This window comes from Sulfitobacter noctilucicola, from assembly GCF_000622385.1.
In the GTDB taxonomy this organism is placed as follows: Bacteria; Pseudomonadota; Alphaproteobacteria; order Rhodobacterales; family Rhodobacteraceae; genus Sulfitobacter; species Sulfitobacter noctilucicola.
The window spans coordinates 1-23,129 of the sequence record NZ_JASD01000008.1 but is presented as its reverse complement, the minus strand read 5'-3'; the positions used below and the strand labels follow the sequence as shown (position 1 = coordinate 23,129).

Here is a 23,129-nt window from a genome sequence, read left to right as displayed (position 1 = left end):
ATCCCCTAATTCACTTGACCAACCCACATGCACATGGCCCATTGGCTTTTTGCGGTTCCCTATAAGGATGATCCAGATGATCTCTTCTATTCTGCCGACCTATTCACGTGCGCCCCTGAGCTTCGTCTCGGGCGAAGGCACCTGGTTGATTGAAGAGGACGGACGACGCTTTCTGGATATGGGGGCCGGTATCGCGGTTAACGTTTTGGGGCATGGGCATCCGGCTTTGGTGTCTACGCTGAAGGCGCAGGCGGACAAGCTTTGGCACACGTCCAACCTGTATCATATCAAGAACCAGGAAGCGCTGGCGGAGCGGCTGGTCGACAACACTTTCGCCGACACCGTGTTCTTTACCAACTCCGGCACCGAGGCATGCGAGCTGGCGGTGAAAATGGCGCGCAAGTACTTCTATGACAAAGGGCAGCCCGAGCGGGTCGAGATTATCACCTTTGACGGGTCGTTCCATGGCCGTTCTTCTGCGGGGATTGCGGCGGCAGGTTCGGAAAAGATGACCAAAGGCTTCGGGCCTTTGTTGCCCGGCTTTGTGCATCTGGGATTTGGCGATCATGACGCTTTGAATGCCGCGATCAATGACAAGACCTGTGCTATCATGGTTGAGCCGGTACAGGGCGAGGGCGGTATCCGTCCACTGCCGGATGCTTGCCTGAAAGGGCTGCGTGACCTGTGTGACGAGCACGGCATCCTGATGATACTGGACGAGGTGCAATGCGGCGTGGGCCGGACTGGCAAGCTTTTCGCCCATGAATGGGCGGGTGTGGCACCTGATATCATGATGGTTGCCAAGGGCATTGGCGGCGGCTTTCCTCTGGGTGCTGTACTGGCCACAGAAGATGCCGCTTCCGGCATGACTGCTGGTACACACGGCTCTACCTATGGCGGCAACCCGCTGGGCTGTGCGGTGGGATGCGCCGTGATGGACATCGTTACCGGTGCCGAGTTTCTGGCAGAGGTGAACCGTAAATCCAGTCTGATGCGGCAGAAGCTTGAAGGGCTGGTCGCCGCACACCCTGATGTGTTCGAAGCCGTGCGCGGCTCCGGCCTGATGCTTGGCATCAAGTGCAAGGTGGCCCCGGGTGAGGTCGTGAACGCAGGTTATTCGCAGGAAGTCATCGTGGTGCCTGCCGCCGACAACGTTGTGCGCCTATTGCCGCCTCTTAACATCTCGGATGATGAAATCGCCGAAGCCGTCGACCGACTTGACCGCGCCGCTTCCAGTATGAGCGCCGCCTGAGGCTGCCCGTTTCCCTCAAACCCATCATCGGGGCTTGTCCCGATCTCCTCCATTTGCTGCAAAGAACTGATTTATGAAGCATTTTCTCGATATTCACACAACGCCGCAGGACGAATTGCGTGGCATCATCGACGATGGCATTGCGATGAAGAATGCCCGTAACGGGCGCCCCAAAGGTGCCCTTGATGATGATCTACCTCTCAAGGATCACATGGTCGCCCTGATTTTTGAAAAACCGTCGACAAGGACGCGCATCAGCTTTGACGTTGGCGTGCGACAGATGGGCGGCCAGACGATGGTGCTTTCGGGCACCGACATGCAGCTTGGCCATGGTGAGACAATCGCAGACACCGCACGGGTGCTCAGCCGATATGTGGACCTGATCATGATCCGCACATTCGAAGAGCAAACCCTGCTGGATATGGCCGAATATGCCTCTGTGCCGGTCATCAACGGTTTGACCAACCGCACCCACCCCTGCCAGATCATGGCCGATATCATGACGTTCGAAGAACATAACGGCCCGATCAAAGGGAAAAAGGTTGTCTGGTCAGGGGATGGCAACAATGTCTTTGCCAGCTTCGCCCATGCTGCCAAACAGTTTGATTTTGAGTTGGTGTTCACAGGGCCGCCGCCGCTAGACCCTGAGCCTGCTTTGCAGGGGCTCTACACCATCGAACGCGATCCCAATGCGGCGGTCGCTGGTGCGGATCTGGTTGTTACCGATACTTGGGTCTCTATGCACGATCCTCAGTCGGCACGCGAACGGCGTCACAATCAGCTGCGCGGATATCAGGTGAATGAAGCCCTGATGGCGAAGGCCAAAGACGATGCATTGTTTATGCATTGCCTGCCCGCGCACCGTGAAGATGAGGCGACAAGCGCTGTTATGGATGGTCCGCGGTCGGTCATTTTTGATGAGGCAGAGAACCGTCTTCACGCCCAGAAAGCCATCATGCGGCACTGCCTTGGCCGTTGAGGTCGCTCCAGCTCCGCCACGTATCGTGGTGGCGGGGGCCGGTGCCATCGGGTGCTTTGTCGGCGGTTTGCTGGCAAATGCGGGCGCGCACGTAACGCTGATGGTGCGCCCGCGCATTGCGGCAGAAATCCGTGCACATGGGTTGACGCTGACGGATCAAGACGGAATGGCAGTCAATCTTACCGCAGACGATTTAACCTTGTCCGAAAGCCCTGCCTGTCTGGCCGATGCCGATCTTGTGCTTGTGACGGTCAAATCCCGCGATACGAGCCAGATCGGACAGGACATACAGGCGCATGCACCGCTGCGGGCGCGGGTGGTCAGCTTGCAAAACGGCGTGTCAAATGCAGAGGAACTGCGCCACGAACTGCCGGGCCATGACGTCCGCGCCGGCATGGTGCCCTTTAACGTCGTGCCAATGGGGCAGGGGTGTTACCACCGCGCGGTGGATGGTGGCATGGTAATTGAAGCGGGTCAGGGCGATCTGGCAGATATTTTGAACGTAGAGGGGCTGGAATGCCGCCAGACCCGCGATATCGAAGCCGTCCAATGGGGCAAGTTTTTGCTGAACCTCAATAATGCGCTCAACGCATTAAGCGGTATGCCGCTGCAACAACAACTGAAGGATCGCGGCTGGCGCAAGCTGATGGCCGATCAGTGGGCTGAAGCGCTGAGCATTCTGCGATCGCAAGGCATCCGCCCGCTCTCTTCCACGCCGGTGTCTGTGTCGGTGATCCCATGGATTCTGCGCCTGCCGACGCCGTTGTTCACGCGGGTGGCTGCGGCCATGCTGCGGATTGATCCACAGGCGCGGACGTCGATGTCCTATGATCTGATGGAGCACCGCCCCACCGAGATTGAAGCGCTGCAAGGTGAGATTGTAAGGCGCGGCGAAGAATTGGGCCGCCCGACACCCATCAATGCCATGGTGCTGGATGTAGTCCGCACAGCCGAAATTGCGCGGGAAGGGCTGCCCTATCTTAGCCCGCGCGCCCTGAGGGCCGAGATCAACCGCTAACGCGACACGTCTACGATATCAGAGAGAGCGCAGGATCTCTTTGAGATCCGGCTCTCGTACCAGCTTTGCCGCATCTGTTGGCGAAAACCATGCGCGCTCGCGCTGGTCCACTTCGGGATAGTCTTCCTTCAGGCCGCGCACGTGTACCAGATAGACTTCTGCCTCAACCGGTACATCCTCGCCGTTGTTCAAACCCTTGATATACCCGAAATGCCCCATAGGCTCCTCGATGATATCTGCCTTCTTGACGCCTGCTTCTTCCCAGGCCTCTTGTAACGCGGCTTCGGCACCGTTCTTGCCTTTGATTGGCCAACCTTTGGGCACGATCCAACGTCCGGTGTCCCGGCTCGTGATCAACAGCACCTTCTTGGCACCGTCGACCATCTTGTAACAAAGGGCTGCGACCTGTTCGCGCTTTTCAACCGGCTCTGCCTGATGAAAAATGTCCGCCCAGGCACGCTTCAATGTGTGGATCACTGGATGTTTTTTACCAACTTATTATCTTTATCAATCACTTAAATATACCCAAGTGATTCGATTTTCAAGTGTGGGCCGAAAATCTTGTTTTCTATAAGGGGTGTTCCCGGCAATTTTCCGCGTCGTCCTTGTGTTGGCGGCACGGACTGCCCACAGTGTAAGTCAGAAGCAAAGCAAGTTCGAAAAAAGGCGCAGCATGAACCGTGAAGCAGGCAAGGCCGATATCGGCGTATACGGATTGGGGACGATGGGATCGGCGCTTGCGTTGAACCTTGCTGATAACGGGTTTCAGGTTTCGGTCGCTAATCGGGAGGCTGATTGGATCGCGCCGTTCCTCACCGAAGCCGGACCGCTTGGCGAGCGTTTGCAGGGCCATGAGGCGCTCGCGGATTTTGTTCAGTCGCTTTCACGTCCGCGCAACATCCTATTTATGATCCCTTCGGGTACGCCCATGGATGTGATGATCGATACGATCAAACCTCTGCTGGACGAGGGAGATACACTGATCGACGGTGGCAATGCGGATTTCAACGACACCCGTGCGCGGTCTGCGGCGTTGGAAGGGACGGGGATACATTTTGTCGGCATGGGGGTTTCCGGGGGTGAAGAGGGGGCCAGACGTGGCCCGTCCATGATGGTGGGCGGTAGCACCCATTCATGGCAGCATCTGCGCCCGATGGTCGAAGCAATTGCCGCGCGACACAAGGGAGACCCCTGCGTGGCACACGTCGGGCCGGACGGTGCGGGCCATTTCGTCAAAACGGTACACAATGGCATCGAATACGCCGACATGCAGATGATCGCGGAAATCTACGGTATGCTGCGCGACGGGGCCGGAAAAGGCGCCGACGACATTGGGCAACTCTTTGCGCAATGGCAGAACGGCCCGTTGGGGTCCTACCTGATCGAGGTGTCCGCAGCGGCATTGCAGTCTGTGGATCGCCGCACCGGTTTGCCGGTGGTGGATATTATTCTGGATCAGGCAGGCCAGAAAGGCACTGGCCGCTGGACGCTGATCGAAGCGCTCAAGATGGGCCAGTCCGCGAGTGCGATCGAAGCGGCAGTCGGTGCGCGCGGGTGGTCGTCCGAGAAATCGCTCCGTGTGGCGGCGGAGCCTGTACTGACGCTTGGCGCGGTTGGCGGCGCGGTGCCAAGTAATGACACTTTGAAACATGCGTTGCTTGCGGGCCGTATTCTTGCCCACGCCCAAGGTTTCCGTATCCTGACGGCGGCGTCAACGGAGTTTGACTGGTCCCTTGACCTCGCGCGTATCGCTGAGATCTGGCGGGCGGGGTGCATCATCCGGTCTGTCCTGTTGGACGACTTTGCAGCCGCATTCCGGGGCGACCTGCCGGACGGCCATCTTATCCTGTCGCCGCAGATCACACAGATGCTTCAGGGCAGCATTCCGAGCTTACGCAAAGTGGTGGCGGCGGGTGCGTCCCTTGGTGTGGCTCTTCCCGCCTTGTCCGCATCGCTTGGCTGGTATGACAGTATCCGGCGCGCACGCGGGACCGCGAACCTCATTCAGGCCCAGCGGGACTTCTTTGGCGCGCACGGATTTGCGCGGGTGGATGATGAAGGTGCGTTTCATGGCGACTGGAACATGATCGCCCCCGCGCCCTAACCGGAAAACGGATCCTGAGGATAGCCGACACCGGCAAGATAGAGGCCCTGAGGCGGACAGACCGGACCGCAAGCGGCACGGTCACGTGCTTCAAGAGCAGACTTCACGTCGTCAGGCGACCATGTGCCGGCACCGACCCGTTCCAAAGTGCCGACGAAACTGCGGACCTGATTATGCAGGAAAGACCGCGCTCTCACATCAAAATGATACTCTGTTCCCCCTGCGGTCTCGACCTCTGAGATTTGCAGGTGGTCCAGTGTTTTGACCGGACTTTCCGCCTGACAGATGGTCGAGCGGAACGTGGTAAAGTCATGTTTGCCCAACAGAACATCTGCGCCGCGCTGCATGGCGTCCACGTCCAGAGCATGTTTGACCTGCCAGACCAGACCGTCCTGATGGGTGGCGGGCGCACGACGGCTGAGGATGCGGAACAGATAGCGACGCTCATGCGCAGAAAAGCGGGCATGGAAATCACCAACGGCAGGTGCGCAGGCGGTGATCGCAATCGGATGGGGCTTCAGGTGGTAATTCAACGCCTCGGACAGGCGGAAGGCGTCCCATTCCTGATCCATGTCACAATGGGCAATCTGACCCAATGCATGCACACCTGCGTCTGTGCGACCGGCAGCAGCAATATTGTGGGTGCGGCGCTCCAGCTTGGAAAGGGCAGCTTCAATCGTGCCTTGGACAGAGAGCAGATCAACCTGACGCTGCCAGCCCACGAAGGGGGCACCGTGATATTCGACTTTGAGGGCATAGCGGTACATGGCCAGCGCTCTACCCTGCGCCATGGCTTCTGGCAATCCCATGGGTGCGACCCTATGTTGCTGTAACGCTTGATAATGACGGGTTTGGGTTTTTGGGTATTTCACGAATTGCGGACGGCATCTGGCGACAGGTAGAGGCGGTGCAGGATACTGTGTCGGAGACCCTGTTCGAGCCGGTGATCCGGTTGGGTGTGACCGGCCTTGCCAGATCGGGCAAGACCGTGTTCATCACGTCACTGGTTGCAAACCTGCTTGATCGGGGGCGGATGCCGGGCCTTGTTGCTGCCAGCGAGGGGCGGATTGAAGCTGCGTTCTTGCAGCCACAGCCCAATGATACGTTGCCGCGGTTCGAGTATGAGAAACATCTGGCGGCTCTCACCGGTCAGACGCCGCATTGGCCTGACAGCACGCGTGCGATCTCGGAGCTGCGGTTATCGTTAAAGGTGCGCCCCAATGGTCTGCTATCCGGCCTGCAGGGGCCGCGCACGATCCATCTGGATATTGTCGACTACCCGGGCGAATGGCTGCTTGATCTGGGTCTGCTGGAGCAATCCTACGAACAGTGGTCGAATGAAACCTTAACAAGGATTAACAATCGCGATTCAGCTCAAAAATTCATGGAGTTGGCGCGTGATGTTGAGGCAGAAGATAAACATGATGAAACCCTCGCTCAGGAGCTTGCAACGCGCTTTGCGGCCTATTTGGGTGCGGCACGTGCCGAAGGGTTTTCCGACTGCACGCCGGGGCGTTTTCTTCTGCCCGGTGATCTTGCCGGATCGCCTGTGCTAACCTTTGCGCCGGTGCCAACCGAAGGGGCATCAACACGAGGTAGTTTGCACCGCGAGATGGCCCGCCGGTTTGAGGCGTATAAGTCCCGCGTGGTGCAGCCGTTCTTTCGGGATCACTTTGCCCGCATAGACCGGCAGGTGGTGCTGGTCGATGCGCTGGGTGCCATCAATCAGGGACCGCAGGCCGTGGATGATCTGCGGCACGCGATGGGTGAAACGCTCAAAGCGTTTCGGCCGGGCAAAAATTCCTTTCTTCGGGGGCTGCTGGGCGGCAAGCGTGTGGAAAAAATTCTTTTCGCTGCGACCAAAGCCGACCATCTCCATCACACCCAGCACAGTAAACTCAGCGCGATCATGGAAGCCCTGACCCGTGAGGCACGAGATCGTGCACAATACGCCGGTGCAGGCACAGCCGCGATGGCCATCGCGTCGCTTCGTGCCACAACCGAAGCTGTGATGGAGCACGACGGCACGCCGCTCGACGTCGTGCGCGGCACTTTATTGGAGACAGGCAAAGAGGCGGCGTTCTATCCCGGCGATCTGCCTGAGGATCCTGCACATCTGCTTAGCCCTGCACGGGCGGGTGCCGAAAAGTGGTTGGATCAGGATTATCAGGTGATGCGGTTTGCGCCTGCTCCGCTGGCGCTCAGGCCGGGTGACGGACCGCCGCACATCAGGTTGGATCGTGCAGCGGAATTCCTGATCGGAGACAGGCTGTGATCCGTTTGCGCCCCGCTCATTCAACAGATGCAGGCACGGTCGGCGCGATCCTGACCGAATTTGCAGAAGGTACGGCGTGGCTGCCAAAGCTTCACACGGGGGCCGAAGATGTGGCGCATGCGGGTGCAATGATTGATCGTGGCTGGGTCACGGTGGCGGAGACCGAAGATCGCGTTGTCGCTTTCAGCGCGTGCAACGCTGGCGATCTGGACGCGCTCTATGTCGCGTCAGGGATGCGGGGGCAGGGCGTGGGTGGCCTGTTGTTGGAGAAGCTGAAGGCGGCGCATGACAATCTGAAATTATGGACGTTTCAGGCAAACACTCGGGCGCATGCGTTCTATTTGCGTCACGGCTTTGTCGAGGTTGCCCGAACCGACGGTGCAACAACCGACGAACAGCTCCCCGATATCCGATATGAATGGCAGCGGGGGGCGACCTGAGATGTCCAAAGGACCGGTACTTTTCGATCTTGAGAACGAGCATGCTCCGGCGCCTCAGGTGGCCGAAGCGCCCCCTGTGCCGGATATTGATATTCCCGGACCGCGGGGGCAGGCCATGCAGGTTGCAGCCACCCTTGCGGCACGCAAGCCGTCGCGACTGGTACGGCTATTCTGGGCTTTGGCAGGAACGCTTGTCGGGGCGATGGTGTCCATTGCGGCGTGGCGCTTTGTGACTGACTTGATAACGCGCTATCCGGTGTTGGGTTGGGCGATGACGGGCCTGCTGGCCATGTTCCTGCTCGTTCTGGGCTTGCTTGCCCTGCGCGAAGCGGCTGCTTTCGGACGGTTGTCACGGCTCGACGGTTTACGTCATGCGGCAACTGCTGCCTTGGCCGCACATGACTTGGGCGAGGCACGGCGCGTCACGGACAGACTGGTCAGCCTTTATCAGGGGCGCGAAGATACCCGTTGGGGGCGCGACAGGTTGGCAGAGCTGCGCGGGGATCAGTTGGATCCCGTGGGCCTGTTATCATTGGCCGAGAAGGAATTGCTTGGCCCGCTTGATAAAGCCGCAAGTCGCGAAGTCGAAGCCGCGGCGCGTCAGGTTGCCACCGTAACGGCATTAGTACCATTGGCGCTGGCAGATGTGGCGGCTGCACTTACGGCGAATTTGCGGATGATCCGCCGCGTGGCCGAAGTGTACGGCGGACGTTCGGGCTTTTTCGGGTCGTGGCGACTGACCCGTGCAGTGTTGAGCCACATGGTCGCCACAGGCGCGGTCGCAGTGGGGGATGATCTGTTGGAGCCTGTTCTGGGCGGTACGATTATTGGCAAGCTGAGCCGCCGTTTCGGCGAGGGTTTGGTGAACGGTGCCCTGACCGCGCGGGTAGGCGTGGCGGCGATGGAAGTGTGCCGCCCGATGCCCTTTGGTCCCGAGCGGAGGCCCAAAGTGCGCAGCATCATAAAAAACGCACTGAGCGGTCTGTTCAGTCGCGGCAAGGAGAGCTGAGATGGAGAGCTTTGCAGCCGACCTCAAGACGATGGTGCGGACCCCGTTAGAAGACGTGCATATTGAGGCGATGCGGAAAGTTGGCCTTGTCTCGTTGAAAAAGGCCGGTGCCATTGTACAAGAACCCGGTGCTGCAACGGACCAGTTTCATTTCGTTTTGTCAGGCGAGCTTGAACCCGTAGATCCGCGCACGAACGAACGTATGGGGAGCGACACACTAGGTCCCCGCCAGTTCTTCGGTGATTTACAGTTTTTGTCAGGCGGCAAGTCGCTTGCGGGGGCGAGGGCCGTGGTGGACAGTGAAATTCTCTGTGTGCCGCGCGATGATATGCTGCGCCTGATGTCGGACATGCCCGAGATGAGTGACATCATCGTTACGGTTCTGGCTGCGCGGCGCAGACGGATGTTGGAAGTATCAGGTTCCGCGCTTACCCTATTAGGGGCAGAGAGCAGCACAGATATCCGCCGTGTCGCCAGCTTTGCCGCCCGCAATCGCATTCCGTATCGCGAGGTTGAGATCGGGTCGGATGAAGGCCACGAGATCGCTGCGGGTTGCGGAATGGAGACTGCCGGACCAGCAGTGATTTTCGGACAGGGTCATCTGATAGACCCGCCAACACCGGAGGCCGTTGCGGCGGTAATCGGTCTGGACCTTGCAGTTTCCTCGAATGAGCTTTTTGATGTTGTGATCGTAGGCGGTGGACCGGCAGGAGTGGCAGCGGCGGTCTATGCTGGCGCTGAAGGGCTGCGCGCATTGGTCGTGGAAGATCTGGCAATCGGTGGGCAAGCGGGCACTTCAAGCCGGATCGAAAATTACATGGGGTTTCCCACGGGTATCTCGGGCGGCGATCTGGTTGGCAGAGGCGAAGTGCAGGCGATGAAATTCGGCACCCGTTTTGCTGTGCCGCGCCGCGCTGCAAGTCTGACGCAATGCGAAAAGAAACGGTTCCATGTGGCGCTGGACAACGGACAATCTGTGTCCGCGCGCAGCTTAATCGTAGCGACCGGCGTCCAATACCGTAGAATGCCGTTCGACCGGCTCGAAGAACTGGAAGGTGCCGGTGTTTACTATGCGGCGACCGAGGTTGAGGCGCGCTGGTGCCGTGGGTCGGAAGTGGCGATCATCGGCGGCGGTAACTCCGCCGGACAAGCGGCGATGTATCTGACGCGGACCTGTCACCATGTGCATGTTCTTGTGCGCGGTGACGCGCTCGCCTCCTCCATGTCCGATTATTTGCTTAGCCGGCTTGAGGCGCATCCAAAAATAACGATCCACACCGGCACGCAAGTAAACGCGCTTCAGGGAGAGCAGGCGCTTGAGGCTGTGACACTTTCAGGGCCGGACGGAACGACGCTGCTGGAGATAGCCGCACTGTTCGTGATGGTTGGTGCAGCACCCAATACGCAGTGGTTGTCCGGTCTGGTAGATCTGGACGACAAAGGGTTTGTCCCGACCGGGCGGGACGTTGGTGGTCGCTCACAGTACGAGACCTCGCGCGCGGGCGTCTTTGCCGTAGGCGATGTGAGGTCCGGATCGGTCAAGCGGGTGGCCTCGGGTGTCGGAGAAGGGTCGGTTGTGATGTCTGCTGTCTGGGCGCATGTGCATGACTGACGGGTCAAGGCTTTGCGCAGGTAGGAGGGGCTTGTCGGCCCGCGACCCCAAGCCTATAAGCAGCCTATGACGCAGCCTCGCTTCATCATTATTCGAATTATATCCCCGGCGCTCTGATTAACTGAGACGCCGGGCAGAGGTGTTTGAGCCATTCGCACCATATGAACCATCCCAATTCCAGACTTTATTCGAAGGACGCCTGACATGTGCGCCGATACACCTGAAACACTCGACTATAAATCCACGCTGAACCTGCCCAAGACCGATTTCCCGATGCGCGCGGGCCTGCCCAAGCGCGAACCCGACTGGCTCGCCCGTTGGGAAAAAATCGGTGTTTATGATCGCCTGCGCGAGAAAGAGGGGCGTGAGCCTTTTACGCTGCATGACGGACCGCCCTACGCCAACGGGCATCTGCATATCGGTCACGCACTGAACAAGACCATCAAGGACATGATCGTACGCAGCCACCAGATGATGGGACGCGATGCGCGCTATATCCCGGGGTGGGATTGCCACGGTCTGCCGATCGAGTGGAAGATCGAAGAACAGTACCGCAAAAAGGGCCGCGACAAGGATGAGGTGCCGATCAACGAATTCCGCGCAGAGTGTCGCAACTTTGCCGCAGGCTGGGTTGATGTGCAGCGCGAGGAATTTAAACGCCTTGGAGTGCAGGGCAACTGGGCCGATCCGTACCTTACGATGGATTTTCACGCTGAGCGGGTGATCGCAGAAGAATTCATGAAATTTCTGATGAACGGCACGCTATATCAGGGCTCTAAACCTGTGATGTGGTCGCCGGTGGAGCAGACCGCACTGGCCGAGGCCGAGGTGGAGTATCACGACAAGGACAGCTTTACGATCTGGGTGAAGTTCGAGGTTGTTGAGGCCGGTGCCGCAGAAATGCCCCTGGATGAAGCCGGTGATTTCGATGGCGGGAACCAGCGGGTGCTTGCGTCTGATCTCAAGGGTGCGTCTGTTGTGATCTGGACGACGACGCCTTGGACCATGCCGTCAAACAAAGCTGTCGTTTATGGTGCCGGCATTTCTTATGGCCTTTATGAAGTGACATCGACGCCGGATGAATGTTGGGCCGCTGCGGGTGACCGCTTTCTCTTGGCTGACAATCTGGCGGCTGACGTATTTGGCCGTGCCCGTCTGGAAGACGATATGTGGACCCGTGTGCGTGATTTAACGGCGGATGAACTGGCCGGTTTGGCGCTGAAGCACCCGCTGGCCGGTGCCGAAGGTGGCAACGGCGAATGGGACGATCTGCGCGATTTCCGCGCTGCCGAGTTTGTCACTGACACCGAAGGGACGGGCTTTGTGCATTGCGCGCCTTCCCACGGTCTTGAGGAGTACGACCTCTACCGTGATCTGGGCATGTTGGAGCAGGTGATCACCTATAACGTGAACCCCGATGGCCGTTACCGCGACGATCTGCCGTTCTTTGGCGGTAAGGCGATCCTCAAGCCGAATGGCAAGGAAGGCAATGCAAACGCCGCTGTGATCGAGAAGCTGGTCGAGGTCGGCGGGCTGCTGGCACGTGGCAAGATCAAGCACAGCTATCCGCATTCATGGCGCTCCAAGGCACCGGTGATCTATCGCAACACGCCGCAGTGGTTTGCGGCGATCGACAAGGTCGTGGGTGATGGGCTGGATGAACACGGAAAGACGATCCGAGAGCGGGCGCTGACCGAGATTGACAATGTGAACTGGACGCCAAAGTCCGGGCGCAACCGCCTGCATGCGATGATGGAAGCGCGGCCCGACTGGGTATTGTCGCGTCAACGCGCATGGGGTGTTCCGCTGACGTGCTTCACGCGCAAAGGCGTGCTGCCGACCGATCCGGATTTCCTGCTGCGTCATCCGGACGTGAACGCGCGCATTGTTGAGGCGTTTGAAGTCGAAGGTGCCGATGCTTGGTACGAGGACGGCGCGAAAGAGCGATTCCTTGGCGGTATCGTGAACCCTGACGACTATGATCAGGTCACAGACATTCTGGATGTGTGGTTTGATTCCGGTTCGACCCATGCGTTCACTCTGCGTGACCGTGAGGATGGTACCGAAGACGGGATTGCGGATGTCTATATGGAGGGCACTGACCAGCACCGCGGCTGGTTCCATTCGTCGCTGTTGCAGTCTGTTGGTACCACCGGCCATGCCCCTTACCGCAACGTGGTGACACATGGATTTACGCTGGATGCGAAGGGCATGAAGATGTCCAAGTCCATCGGCAATACCATTGTGCCGGAAAAGATCGTGCAGCAATACGGTGCGGATATCCTGCGCCTTTGGGTGGCACAGACCGATTATACACAGGACCAGCGGATCGGGGACGAGATCCTGAAAGGGGTCGCGGACAGCTATCGCCGCTTACGCAACACGATGCGCTATATGCTGGGCTCGCTCAGCGATTTTTCAGAGGCTGACCGTGTCGACCCTGCGGATATGCCGGAGCTTGAGCGTCTTGTTCTTCACCGTCTTGCGGAGTTGGATAAGGTCGTGCGCGAAGGTTATGCACGGTTTGATTTCCAGGGTGTGTTTCAGGCGGTGTTCACCTTTGCTACCGTTGATCTGAGCGCATTCTATTTCGATATCCGCAAGGATGCCTTGTATTGTGACGGCGACACCGAGCGTCGTCGCGCTGCGCGTACAGTGCTGGACATCTTGTTCCACCGCCTGACGACATGGCTCGCGCCTGTATTGGTCTTTACCATGGAAGAGGTCTGGTTGGAGCGGTATCCCGGTGATGACAGCTCCGTTCACCTCACGGACATGCCCGAGACACCGTCAGAGTGGTTAAACCCTGAACTGGCGGCGAAATGGGCCAAGGTCCGCGCTGCACGGCGGGTTGTGACGTCAGCACTGGAAGTGCAGCGTGTCGAGAAGGTGATTGGTGCCTCTCTCGAAGCCGCACCAGTGGTCTATATCGAGGATGCGGAACAGCGCGCAGCGTTGGAATCGGTGTCGTTCGAGGATGTGAGCATCACGTCGGACATCACCGTTAGTGGCGACGCGGCCCCCGCAGATGCCTTCCGCATGCCTGAAGTGGAAGGTGTGGCCGTATCCTTTGCTTTGGCCGAGGGCGAGAAATGCGCCCGTTGCTGGAAAGTACTGCCGGATGTGGGTACGCACGCGCACCCCGGCGTTTGTGGTCGCTGTGACGCAGCAGTCAGCTAAACGTGGATGGGGCGTCCACCTTAACTAAGGTGACGCTTTGGTTCGTCGTTGACGCAAGAAACGGATTGAGACTGCGCGGAAATACGCGCAGTCTTTTTTTATGAAACAACAGTCTGTCCATACGCCCTTTGGCGATCTCACCGTAACAGAACGGGATGATGCAATTGTCGCGCTTGACTGGTTCTGGGCCGAGGATCAGGCCAGCTCTGCCTTGCTGGACGAAGCAACGCGCCAGCTTTCTGCCTATGGCTCGGGAGCATTGGAAACCTTCGATTTGCCGCTGGAGGTCGCGGGCTCTGCTTTCCAGCGCGACGTGTGCCGCGTTATGTCAGCGATCCCCTTCGGATACACCAAGACCTACGGCGATATCGCGAAAGAGCTTGGAGTGCCTGCGCAAGCGGTCGGGCAGGCCTGTGGCGGCAATCCGATCCCGGTGATCATTCCATGCCACCGTGTCATGGGCGCAAAAGGTTTGACGGGGTTTTCGGGGCGCGGCGGGGTAGAGACGAAGGTAGCGCTTTTGCGGCACGAAGGCGCGGCGGGCCTCTTGATCTAGTCCTTGGGTTCAGTCAGCTGTTGCACAGCACCAGCCCCCACCAGATAGATCGAAGTCAATACAAGACCGAAGTGCGCCCAGCTTTCAGGGTGAAAGCCAACCCATGCTGCCCAGCCCGCAAAGCACACCCACGCCAGTGCCATCGGCAGCGTAACAACGCGCCAACGCTCTGTGCGCACGGGATGCACAAACTTGACCGGCAGGAACATCGTAATGGACAGCACGGTCACGACGATCAGGCAGATCCACCACGCCGGCGACAGCGCGAAAAGCACCAGCACCAGCATGTTAAAGCATCCCGGGAATCCCCAGAACGAATTGTCTTTTGTTTTCATGCGTGTATCGCAGAAATACATGGCAGAGGCGAAGGTAACGACAATGATCATCACCCAACCGCTCCACCCGTCCATCAGGCCCGATTTGAACAGGGCAAAGGCGGGAATGAAGACATACGTCAGGTAGTCGATGATCAGGTCCAAAAGCACGCCGTCAAACTGTGGCGCATTGGTTTTGACATCATATCTGCGCGCCAGCGGGCCATCGATGCCGTCGACAAAGAACGCAACAACAAGCCAGAGGAACATCAGGTCCCATTTGCCATCCACAGCGGCAAGCATCGCCAGCATGGCAAAGACAGCACCTGTGGCGGTGAAGAGATGGACAAAGAGGGCGCGCATTTGAATGGTCATGGCAAAGGTGTCGCAAATCTGGTGATGGGATGAAAGGGGGAATGGGGTGTTGGACGATTTTGGCGCTGCTAGGTGAGCTTTACGTGGAGTGGCGTGATCGGAAATAATGTGCGCTGGGTTGCGGGTTGGCGATTGCCGGAAGTCAAATTTGCAGATAGCGGAGTAGGGCAGCGAGCATAGGCCTCAAGCGCAAATTCGCTGTTGCGCGGTACTGCTAAGGTGCGCCGCGCCACACCGTAGGCATCTATCGCCCGCTTCGGGGTGACTACCGCTTGACCCCTTAGCCGATTCCCACTAAAGCCAGCGAACAAGTTTTCGAGGTCGCATTGCGCGGCCTCTTTTATGTGTCGCTGCGGGAATGCGTTGCCACACCACTAAAGCAAAAGGATGAACCCATGTCACGCGTCTGCGAATTGACCGGAAAAGGCCCGATGACGGGCAACAATGTAAGCCACGCGAACAACAAGACGCGTCGTCGCTTTCTGCCGAACCTGAACGACACAACGCTTCAGTCCGAAACTCTGGGCCGTTCGTTCAAGCTGCGCATCTCTGCGCATGCTTTGCGTTCTGTTGATCACCGTGGTGGTCTGGACAAGTTCTTGGCAAAAGCGAAAGACACAGAGCTGTCCGCCAATGCATTGAAGATCAAGAAGGCGATTGCAAAGTCCTCTTCAACAGCGGACGCGCTGACCTAAGCTCGGCGTCACACCGTTAGTTTTCTGCAACCCCGGACAGCAATGTTCGGGGTTGCGGCGTTTCAGCCCCTCGTAATGCGGTACTGCGCGGGCTATCTACCCGATGATGGGAATCCGTTCGATCATATCTTTGGCCCTCGTCCTGATGGTGGCCTTGACAAGTCAGGCAATGGCTGTCGCCCGCGGTTCCGCGGATGCGACGGGCCAGATGGTGATATGCATCGGCGCGGAAACCGTCACCGTCTATACGGATGCTGATGGTGCGCCTACGCAGGCCCCCCATCTCTGCCCTGATTGCGTAATCCACATGATCGCGGATGTTGCGGCACCGCGTGTCTTGGTCCCTTCGCGCATCGTTAATCTGGATGCGGTAACGCTCTTGACCGCGTTACAGGTTCTCGGACCGCACCGTCGTATTCCGGAGCCACGTGCGCCACCGTATCCGGTTTGAAAACATCAAAAGACCAACATTCAAACCAGGATACCAAAAATGAAACGAACAAGCCTTTTTGCCGTGGCAGCCACAGCGCTGTCACTGACTGCCACTTCCCTCTTTGCTGGCGACATCATGGTCAAAGACCCCTATGTACGCAGTTCTATGGCGACATCTGTCACGGGTGCCGCCTTTATGACGTTGATGAACCATGGTGACACGGACGACCGTTTGATTGGGGCATCAACGGATGTGGCCAAGCGGGTTGAGCTGCACACACACATCGAAGACGCCAACGGTGTCATGAAAATGACAGAAATCGAGGGCGGTATCCCTGTGCCTGCCGGCGGCATGCATGTTCTAGAACGGGGCGGGGATCATGTGATGCTGATGGGGCTGACGTCTCCGCTGGTGCAGGGCGAAGAACTCGCCGTCACGCTGACCTTTGAGAAGGCTGGCGAAATGGAAGTGACCATCCCTGTCGATCACGAGCGCAAGCCTGAGCATGGTGCGATGGGCCACTCCACCATGCACAAGTCAGACGACAGTTAAACAGATGCCAAAGGCCGTTAACCAGCGCCTTTGGCCCTTACCGTTTTAAAAGCTCTGCGACCCATTCTGTTACGGTTTGGGAAGCAGGGCCGGTGCGGTGTTCTTCAAACTGATTACCCACAGCAGAGGGTTCCAGATTGAACTCGATCGTGTGGGCGCCGCCACGGCGGGCCTCAGCTACAAAACCGGCGGCGGGATAAACGTTGCCGGATGTGCCAATCGCAGCGAAAATGTCTGCTTCGCCCAAATGTTGGAACAGCGTGTCCATGTCATAAGGCATCTCTCCGAACCAGACGATATCGGGACGCGCTGCAGGGGTAGCGCATTCGGGGCAAGCGTCGCCTGCCGCCATTTTCATCGGGGCCGCCCAGCGATAGTCACAGGTCGCACAGAGCGCGCCATTCAGATAGCCATGCATATGGTAGAGCTTTTGGGTGCCACCGCGTTCATGCAAATCGTCCACGTTTTGAGTGATAACGACTACTTCACCTCCGTGCTGCGCCTCAAGCTGGGCTAATGCACGGTGCGCTGCGTTCGGTTCAACACCCGCCGCTTGGGCGCGGCGGTCATTATAGAAATTTACAACAGTTTCGGGATCGCGTGCGAACCCTTCGGGCGTTGCAACGTCCTCGACGCGGTGCTGCGCCCAAAGCCCGTCTTCGGCGCGAAAGGTTTCGATCCCGCTTTCGGCTGATATGCCCGCGCCGGTAAGGATCACAATCTTTGTCATGGCGTTTTCCTCTGGTTGAGGTCCAGTGATGGCAAAACACGGCGGCGCTTGCAATGGTGGCTGTCGAGCAACGAGGTGCCACCGCAAGACGTAGATTAGGGTCAAACCCCCGCAACACATGTGACTTTACGCTGAATAGCCCTTGAAAAAAGGTGCGGATGCGCTCATTTAAGCGCGAGGCCCCGAAATCGGGGTGAGTCTATTTAGGAGAGACCATGGCCAAGGAAGATACGCTCGAATTTCCCGGTGTCGTTAAGGAACTCCTGCCTAACGCGACGTTTCGGGTCGAGCTGGAAAACGGCCATGAGATCATCGCGCATACGGCAGGCAAGATGCGCAAGAACCGCATCCGCGTTCTGGCAGGCGACAAAGTACAAGTCGAAATGACGCCTTACGATCTGACAAAAGGTCGGATCAACTACCGTTTCAAATAGCACGCTTTAGGTGCAAACGGCTTGAGGCCTGTGCGAAGGCACGGGCCGCGGGGAGCTGAAATGGCATTCATTCTCGGATCAGGCTCGCCGCGCCGGCTTGAGCTTTTGGCGCAGATTGGCGTTGTGCCCGATGCCGTGCGTGCACCCGATATTGACGAGACACCTCACAAAGCTGAATTGCCGCGTCCTTATTGCGCGCGTATGGCACGTGAGAAAGTGGCAGCGGTACCGGCAGAGCCGTCTGATATCGTACTTTGTGCGGACACAACAGTTGCTCTGGGACGTCGCATTCTGGGCAAGCCGGAAAACGAGGCCGAGGCCGAAGCATTCCTGCGCTTGATGTCCGGCCGCCGCCACAAGGTCATTACGTCGGTGGCAGTGAAATCCGGTGACCGTATCCTGGAGCGCGATGTGCAAAGCTCTGTGAAGATGAAGTCTCTGTCCGAGCCTGAGATCAAGTCCTATCTCGCGACAGGTGACTGGCAAGGCAAAGCAGGCGGTTACGGTATTCAGGGTCCAGCCGGAGCCCTAATCCCGTGGATCAGCGGATCTTTTACCGGCATTGTCGGATTGCCCTTGGCCGAAACGGCAAATTTATTGGTCGCATCCGGTTATCCGCTTTATGGAGGTGCCTGATGAAAGGCAGAACGATCATTTTGGATCATCTGGGGCAGGTAGAAGCCGCTGCGCTGATGGTTGATGGTAAGCTTGACGATCTGCTGATCGACAGCGATGCGCCGCGCCCTGGTACCATCTACCGTGCCATCGCCGACCGTCCGGTAAAAGGGCAGGGGGGGATGTTCCTGAAAACCCCTGACGGCTCCGCATTTCTTCGGCAGATCAAAGGATTGGCACCGGGAAAATCTATCCTCGTTCAGGTCAGCGGCCATGCCGAACCGGGCAAGGCGATCCCCGTGACCGCCAAGCTGCTGTTCAAAAGCCGCTATGTCATCGTGACACCGGACGCGCCGGGGCTGAATATTTCCCGCAGCATCAAGAACGAAGACGAGCGTGACCGCTTGCTCGAAATTGCCCATGATGCGGCTGACGGCGTGACGCACGGCCTGATCCTGCGGTCATGCTGTCAATCTGCAGAGGGGTCGGCGATCGCCGAAGACATCGAAGCGATGGTGGCGCTTGCGGATCGGGTCCTGGGGGACACAGCAACCGAGATGGAGACACTCAGTGAAGGTGACGGGCCTCATTTACTGGCCTGGCGTGACTGGACCGCTCCTGCTGATGTGGTCACGCAAGCGGGCGGCTTTGATGATCACGGCGTGCTTGATGCGCTGGAGGAAGCGCGTGGCGCGAAGGTCGGATTGGGTGGCGGTGCTTCGATGTTCGTAGAGCCCACGCGAGCCCTTGTTGCCGTGGACGTCAACACAGGTAACGACGCGTCCCTCGCGGCGGGTGTGAAAGCCAATATGGCCTGCGCCAAAGCGTTGCCCCGTGCCCTGCGTGTGCGCGGCCTTGGCGGGCAAATCACGCTTGATCTGGCCCCGATGCCAAAGAAGGACCGCCGGACGTTCGAAACAACCCTGCGTGCCGCATTTCGGCAGGATGAAGTGGAAACAGCTCTTGTTGGATGGACACCGCTGGGGCACTACGAGTTGCAGCGCAAGCGCGTGAGGGCATCGCTCAGCGAGGTTCTGGGATGAGTTGCCCGATCTGCGAGGCCGAGACAAACGCTGACTATCGCCCGTTCTGCTCAAAGCGCTGTGCAGACCTCGATCTGGCCCGTTGGTTCAACGGCACTTACGCCGCACCTTCAAACGATCCCGAAGACATTGAGGCCGCGATTGACGCAGCAGAAGCGGCCAATCAGGCACCCATAAAGCCCCATTGATCATTTAGTTTTCAAAGAGGTCGATACAGGCTGAAAAAGAGGCTGGACACCATCTGCGCAACCCCCTAGAACGCCCAGACCCAGCCATTGAATTGGCATCCCGTGCCCGGGTAGCTCAGGGGTAGAGCAGTGGATTGAAAATCCTCGTGTCGGTGGTTCGATTCCGCCCCCGGGCACCATTTAACTCTCTGATATGATTGAGTTTACCGCTCATCTTTGGTCAGGTTTGACGCTTTTCGGCGAAGGTTTGACAATCTTCGCGCGCCTTTCGTTTTCTTTTTCCAGTGTTGCCATTGTTTCTCGGTTCTTTTCGGCAAGGTTTGCCGAGCGGGAATAGTGCCGCGCCATAGATGGTGTCTTCTGTCCTAGAAGGTCAGCGATGCGGCGTTCATCAAGGCCAGCTTCACGAAGTGTCGTGGCTACGGTGTGCCGCAGCCCTTTGAGCGTCAGGCCCGGCGCGATCACTTCTTCCTCCTCAAGCTTGATCTTGAAACGGTGCCAAACCGTTGAAAAGCCGTTGTAAGTCCATGCTTCACCACGTGAGTTGGCAAGAACCGTTTCGGCCTCATGATCGGGAAACAAGTCCAACGCCGCCTGCAAAGTGGGGCTTATCGGGATAGCGACCTCTTCGCCGGTCTTACCGCGCACCCCCCAGATCGTATCTTCGTCAATCTGATCCTTACGCAGTTTGAGCGCGTCTGTTGGATCAAGGCCAGTGTTCATCATCAGCGCAAGGGCCACACGCACATGCGGCTTTGCTCGGGGCAGAACGATATCTCGTTCTTCTATGCTCCATGGCCTGTTCGCATAAGCTCGATCACGCGGGCGGCGCTTGGGTATCACGTCTTTGGCGTAGTTGGCGGCTATCAAGCCCTTCGGGATGTTGTAGCGAAAAACTTCGCTCAACAGCGTGCGCACCATATTTGCACGCCGCCAGCCAATTTTCTTTGCGGCCTTGTCATGGATGCCTGAAACGAGCGGGGTGTCGATCACATGGATGGGCGTACCTTTGATCGGCTCAAGGAAATCAGCGCATTTGCGGTAATCGCGACGAGTGGCTTCAGCGAGGTTCTGAAAGTGTTCGGTTTCGAAATACGTCTGAACGAGTGCGCCAAGGGTGCCAGCTTTAGGTGCCTTCGCCTTTTGGGTCTCCGCAATGGCACGGATTGTTTCGCACTCTGCAAAGAACTCTGCAGAACCGATTGGGGATTTCCCAATGTCGATCTTGTGGCCAGTGGCGCGGTGGTAGCAGCGCACTTTTCCATGCCGGTCCTTGAAAATCTTGAACCCTTTTACACGCACTTGGATCATCAGAGGCGGCCCAGGATGTCATCCCGCGTTTCAGTTATTGCGCCGGATTTCACGCCGTCGATCCATAAGTCAATGTCTTTGCGATCCCAAAGCAGCGTACCCTCCTTCAATTCAACCGGACGCACCGGGCAAGCCACTTTGAAGTGCTTCACCGGCAAACCAGTATAGCTTGCAGCCTCGGATTGCTTCATCATGCGTTTGTCGATCACGCTGATATTGAGATTGGTCGTAGCCATTGCTTTTGTCCCCCGTCAGTTTGCAGCCGTTCTCTCGCTTTCGCAGCTTTTGACTTTGGTCGCGTTCCTCTGGAACCGTTCCCAACCGCTCATAGTCAGTCGCTTGGTCTTCGAGGATATTTCTATGAACTCCAGTCGGCCATCGTTCATAAGTGCGCGAATTTGCGCAGGGCTGAGACCAACGATCTCGCTTAGTTGCTTCGGTGAAAGCAGACGTTCTTGTTCCAAAATAGTCTCCTTCGCTTATGCTTGGCCGGAATCGCTTGTTTTAAGTCATCCTGCGTGGTCAGATAACGAAACGAACCTTAATTTGTCATTTTTTGCATATTTGCTAAAAAATGCATATTCGTCAACTGGGAACCACACGTGGCGCAAAAAACGTCTGATATGTTCATTGGTATCGGGGCCAGGCTTGCGATTACGCGCAATGAAACTGGCTTGTCTCAGACGGACATGGCCAAGGAAATTGGTGTCTCTCTGCGGGCTTATCACAGCTATGAAAAGGGTGAACGTGGCCTCCCGATTGAGGCGTTGGTGTTACTCGATGAAAAATTCAGCGTCGATGTAAATTGGATTCTTCTCGGCACGAAATCCGCACGTGTCGAACACGACATTAAGGCGCTTGAAGAATTTGAAACCTCGCTTGATCGGTTCCTTGTCGAACAAGGCATCAGGATCAAAAGCGAAAAGCGCGGGGCCATTGTCGCGAGGTGGTATCGGTCGCTAACCGATGGAAAAGAAGTCCCAATGGAAGACGTTCATACGTGGATCGAATTGCTGAAGGAGTAGACTATGTTGCTTTCTGACATTCCGCACATGCAGCGGCAAAAACTGGCCATCTTGGAGCGGGTGCAGCACGATATGTCCCGGGTCATCAATCCCGTGTTCCACAGCTTCACCATCGCGGCGGCAATCTATCTGCCCTGCTATGTCAATCGGGTGTTCTTCTCGAACGCAGATGGCTTGGACCTCTTAAATTTTCTGCTCGCGCTATCTGCGATCGCGCTTGTTCTGATGTCGCCAGCCTTCGCGCTCGCTGCGACGCTCGAGGTCTATCTTGGCCGTCGGATTGAACCGCGCCGGGTTTGCCGGAGGCTCCAACTCCTGAGTAGGATGGAGCATCATGAGCAAGACAACGAACAAATTTTCCCCCGAAGTGCGTGAACGCGCAGTGCGACTGGTCTTCGACAATGAGGGGCAGCATGGATCGCGTTGGCAAGCGATCATGTCGATCGCGGCGAAGATCGGCTGTGCGCCCCAGACCCTGAATGATTGGGTCAAGAAGGCCGAGGTCAATAGCGGCAAGCGCCCGGGCGTCTCCAGCGAGATGGCCGAGCGCATGAAGGCGTTGGAACGCGAGAACCGTGAGCTGCGCCAGGCGAATGAGATCCTTCGCAAGGCGTCAGCTTATTTTGCGCTGGCGGAGCTCGACCGCCGGTCGAAGTGATGGTGGGTTTCATCGACGCGCATCGTGATGCGCACGGGGTCGAGCCGATCTGCAACGTGCTGCCGATCGCCCCGTCCACCTATTATGATCATCTGGCCAAGCGGGCCGATCCAACCCGGCGGTCGGATCGCGCGCGCCGGGATGATGCGCTGCGGCCAGAGATCCGGCGTGTCTTCGAGGAGAACTGGAGCGTCTACGGCGTGCGCAAGGTCTGGCACCAGCTGCGCCGCGAAGGCTTCGATGTCGCTCGCTGCACGGTCGCGAGGTTGATGAAGGACATGGATATACAAGGCATCATTCGAGGCAAGCCACACAGAACGACGATCCCCGA

The 23,129-nt window shown here is 57.9% G+C and carries 25 protein-coding genes, 1 tRNA gene, 1 pseudogene and 1 other annotated feature; of the genes and pseudogenes, 21 read left to right on the top strand and 6 right to left on the bottom strand.

The window, feature by feature from the left end; translation table 11 throughout:
• The first annotated feature begins 76 nt into the window (after positions 1–76).
• The 3 genes from Z946_RS0103530 to Z946_RS0103520 all read left to right on the top strand — a co-directional run bounded on the left by Z946_RS0103530 (position 77) and on the right by Z946_RS0103520 (position 3,249).
• Entirely contained in the window at positions 77–1,252 is a 1,176-nt protein-coding gene (locus Z946_RS0103530) for an aspartate aminotransferase family protein (protein WP_025054356.1), read from the top strand.
• 73 nt (positions 1,253–1,325) lie between these two features.
• Entirely contained in the window at positions 1,326–2,231 is a 906-nt protein-coding gene (argF, locus tag Z946_RS0103525) for an ornithine carbamoyltransferase (protein ID WP_025054355.1), read from the top strand.
• On the top strand, positions 2,170–3,249 hold the full coding sequence (locus tag Z946_RS0103520) for a 2-dehydropantoate 2-reductase (protein WP_081780771.1): 1,080 nt from the start codon (positions 2,170–2,172) through the stop codon (positions 3,247–3,249). The genes argF and Z946_RS0103520 overlap by 62 nt, the downstream gene beginning before the upstream one ends.
• 18 nt (positions 3,250–3,267) lie before the next feature.
• On the opposite strand, the gene Z946_RS0103515 is transcribed toward Z946_RS0103520, so the two are convergent.
• On the bottom strand, positions 3,268–3,726 hold the full coding sequence (locus Z946_RS0103515) for an NUDIX hydrolase (RefSeq protein WP_025054353.1): 459 nt from the start codon (positions 3,724–3,726) through the stop codon (positions 3,268–3,270).
• A gap of 196 nt (positions 3,727–3,922) precedes the next feature.
• On the opposite strand from Z946_RS0103515, the gene gndA reads away from it, so the two are divergent.
• Complete coding sequence (gene gndA, locus Z946_RS0103510; RefSeq protein WP_025054352.1) at positions 3,923–5,353, top strand: NADP-dependent phosphogluconate dehydrogenase; 1,431 nt, start codon at positions 3,923–3,925, stop codon at positions 5,351–5,353.
• Here the strand turns inward: gndA and truA are convergent.
• The gene (gene truA, locus Z946_RS0103505; protein ID WP_025054351.1) at positions 5,350–6,120 is read right to left on the bottom strand and encodes a tRNA pseudouridine(38-40) synthase TruA; all 771 of its coding nucleotides are present in this window, start codon (positions 6,118–6,120) and stop codon (positions 5,350–5,352) included. The genes gndA and truA overlap by 4 nt on opposite strands.
• A 92-nt stretch (positions 6,121–6,212) precedes the next feature.
• Here truA and Z946_RS0103500 point away from each other — a divergent pair, with 92 nt between their 5' ends.
• The 6 genes from Z946_RS0103500 to Z946_RS0103475 all read left to right on the top strand — a co-directional run bounded on the left by Z946_RS0103500 (position 6,213) and on the right by Z946_RS0103475 (position 14,425).
• Positions 6,213–7,628, top strand: a complete 1,416-nt coding sequence (locus Z946_RS0103500; protein ID WP_025054350.1) for a YcjX family GTP-binding protein — start codon at positions 6,213–6,215, stop codon at positions 7,626–7,628.
• Positions 7,625–8,068 carry a GNAT family N-acetyltransferase gene (locus Z946_RS0103495; protein WP_052836072.1) on the top strand — a complete coding sequence of 148 codons (444 nt, stop codon included), beginning with the start codon at positions 7,625–7,627 and terminating at the stop codon, positions 8,066–8,068. Before Z946_RS0103500 ends, Z946_RS0103495 begins: the two co-directional genes overlap by 4 nt.
• A gap of 1 nt (position 8,069) precedes the next feature.
• A complete protein-coding gene (locus tag Z946_RS0103490; RefSeq protein WP_025054348.1) occupies positions 8,070–9,077 on the top strand; it encodes a YcjF family protein in 1,008 nt (335 codons plus the stop codon).
• A gap of 1 nt (position 9,078) precedes the next feature.
• Positions 9,079–10,689 (top strand): FAD-dependent oxidoreductase, encoded by a 1,611-nt coding sequence (locus Z946_RS0103485; RefSeq protein WP_025054347.1) that lies wholly within the window; start codon positions 9,079–9,081, stop codon positions 10,687–10,689.
• A gap of 204 nt (positions 10,690–10,893) precedes the next feature.
• Complete coding sequence (ileS, locus tag Z946_RS0103480; RefSeq protein WP_025054346.1) at positions 10,894–13,869, top strand: isoleucine--tRNA ligase; 2,976 nt, start codon at positions 10,894–10,896, stop codon at positions 13,867–13,869.
• Positions 13,870–13,969: 100 nt separating this feature from the next.
• Entirely contained in the window at positions 13,970–14,425 is a 456-nt protein-coding gene (locus tag Z946_RS0103475; RefSeq protein ID WP_025054345.1) for a methylated-DNA--[protein]-cysteine S-methyltransferase, read from the top strand.
• Here the strand turns inward: Z946_RS0103475 and Z946_RS0103470 are convergent.
• Positions 14,422–15,114 carry a CDP-alcohol phosphatidyltransferase family protein gene (locus Z946_RS0103470; protein WP_025054344.1) on the bottom strand — a complete coding sequence of 231 codons (693 nt, stop codon included), beginning with the start codon at positions 15,112–15,114 and terminating at the stop codon, positions 14,422–14,424. The two genes, Z946_RS0103475 and Z946_RS0103470, sit on opposite strands and share 4 nt — an antisense overlap.
• A 395-nt stretch (positions 15,115–15,509) precedes the next feature.
• On the opposite strand from Z946_RS0103470, the gene rpmB reads away from it, so the two are divergent.
• The 3 genes from rpmB (at position 15,510) to Z946_RS0103455 (ending at position 16,794) form a co-directional block, all read left to right on the top strand.
• Positions 15,510–15,809, top strand: coding sequence for a 50S ribosomal protein L28 (gene rpmB / locus Z946_RS0103465; RefSeq protein WP_025054343.1), 300 nt, complete (start codon positions 15,510–15,512; stop codon positions 15,807–15,809).
• A gap of 103 nt (positions 15,810–15,912) precedes the next feature.
• Positions 15,913–16,260, top strand: a complete 348-nt coding sequence (locus Z946_RS0103460; RefSeq protein ID WP_052836071.1) for a hypothetical protein — start codon at positions 15,913–15,915, stop codon at positions 16,258–16,260.
• A 39-nt stretch (positions 16,261–16,299) separates the two neighbouring features.
• Positions 16,300–16,794: a copper chaperone PCu(A)C gene (locus tag Z946_RS0103455; protein WP_025054341.1), complete on the top strand. Its 495-nt coding sequence runs from the start codon at positions 16,300–16,302 to the stop codon at positions 16,792–16,794.
• A 37-nt stretch (positions 16,795–16,831) separates the two neighbouring features.
• Here the strand turns inward: Z946_RS0103455 and Z946_RS0103450 are convergent, their stop codons facing one another.
• The gene (locus Z946_RS0103450; RefSeq protein ID WP_025054340.1) at positions 16,832–17,524 is read right to left on the bottom strand and encodes an NAD-dependent deacylase; all 693 of its coding nucleotides are present in this window, start codon (positions 17,522–17,524) and stop codon (positions 16,832–16,834) included.
• Positions 17,525–17,739: 215 nt separating this feature from the next.
• Here Z946_RS0103450 and infA point away from each other — a divergent pair, with 215 nt between their 5' ends.
• The 5 genes from infA (at position 17,740) to Z946_RS0103425 (ending at position 19,983) form a co-directional block, all read left to right on the top strand.
• Positions 17,740–17,958, top strand: coding sequence for a translation initiation factor IF-1 (gene infA, locus Z946_RS0103445; protein WP_005978431.1), 219 nt, complete (start codon positions 17,740–17,742; stop codon positions 17,956–17,958).
• A 60-nt stretch (positions 17,959–18,018) separates the two neighbouring features.
• Positions 18,019–18,594, top strand: coding sequence for a Maf family protein (locus tag Z946_RS0103440; RefSeq protein ID WP_025054339.1), 576 nt, complete (start codon positions 18,019–18,021; stop codon positions 18,592–18,594).
• Positions 18,594–19,616, top strand: coding sequence for a ribonuclease E/G (locus Z946_RS0103435; protein ID WP_025054338.1), 1,023 nt, complete (start codon positions 18,594–18,596; stop codon positions 19,614–19,616). Before Z946_RS0103440 ends, Z946_RS0103435 begins: the two co-directional genes overlap by 1 nt.
• A complete protein-coding gene (locus Z946_RS0103430) occupies positions 19,613–19,804 on the top strand; it encodes a DNA gyrase inhibitor YacG (protein ID WP_025054337.1) in 192 nt (63 codons plus the stop codon). The genes Z946_RS0103435 and Z946_RS0103430 overlap by 4 nt, the downstream gene beginning before the upstream one ends.
• A gap of 104 nt (positions 19,805–19,908) precedes the next feature.
• Positions 19,909–19,983, top strand: a tRNA-Phe gene (locus Z946_RS0103425).
• A gap of 31 nt (positions 19,984–20,014) precedes the next feature.
• On the opposite strand, the gene Z946_RS0103420 is transcribed toward Z946_RS0103425, so the two are convergent.
• Both Z946_RS0103420 and Z946_RS0103415 read right to left on the bottom strand, forming a co-directional pair.
• Positions 20,015–21,115: a tyrosine-type recombinase/integrase gene (locus Z946_RS0103420; RefSeq protein ID WP_025054336.1), complete on the bottom strand. Its 1,101-nt coding sequence runs from the start codon at positions 21,113–21,115 to the stop codon at positions 20,015–20,017.
• Entirely contained in the window at positions 21,115–21,351 is a 237-nt protein-coding gene (locus Z946_RS0103415; RefSeq protein WP_025054335.1) for a hypothetical protein, read from the bottom strand. Before Z946_RS0103415 ends, Z946_RS0103420 begins: the two co-directional genes overlap by 1 nt.
• A gap of 366 nt (positions 21,352–21,717) precedes the next feature.
• Here Z946_RS0103415 and Z946_RS0103405 point away from each other — a divergent pair, with 366 nt between their 5' ends.
• The 3 genes and pseudogenes from Z946_RS0103405 to Z946_RS21325 all read left to right on the top strand — a co-directional run.
• Positions 21,718–22,140, top strand: coding sequence for a helix-turn-helix domain-containing protein (locus Z946_RS0103405; protein WP_025054333.1), 423 nt, complete (start codon positions 21,718–21,720; stop codon positions 22,138–22,140).
• Between the two features lie 3 nt (positions 22,141–22,143).
• Positions 22,144–22,515, top strand: coding sequence for a hypothetical protein (locus Z946_RS0103400; RefSeq protein WP_025054332.1), 372 nt, complete (start codon positions 22,144–22,146; stop codon positions 22,513–22,515).
• Positions 22,475–23,129 (top strand): annotated as a pseudogene (locus Z946_RS21325) (IS3 family transposase); the annotation flags it as partial. The gene Z946_RS0103400 and the pseudogene Z946_RS21325, both read left to right, overlap by 41 nt.
• Positions 22,756–22,872, top strand: a sequence feature (AL1L pseudoknot). Its footprint overlaps the pseudogene before it by 117 nt.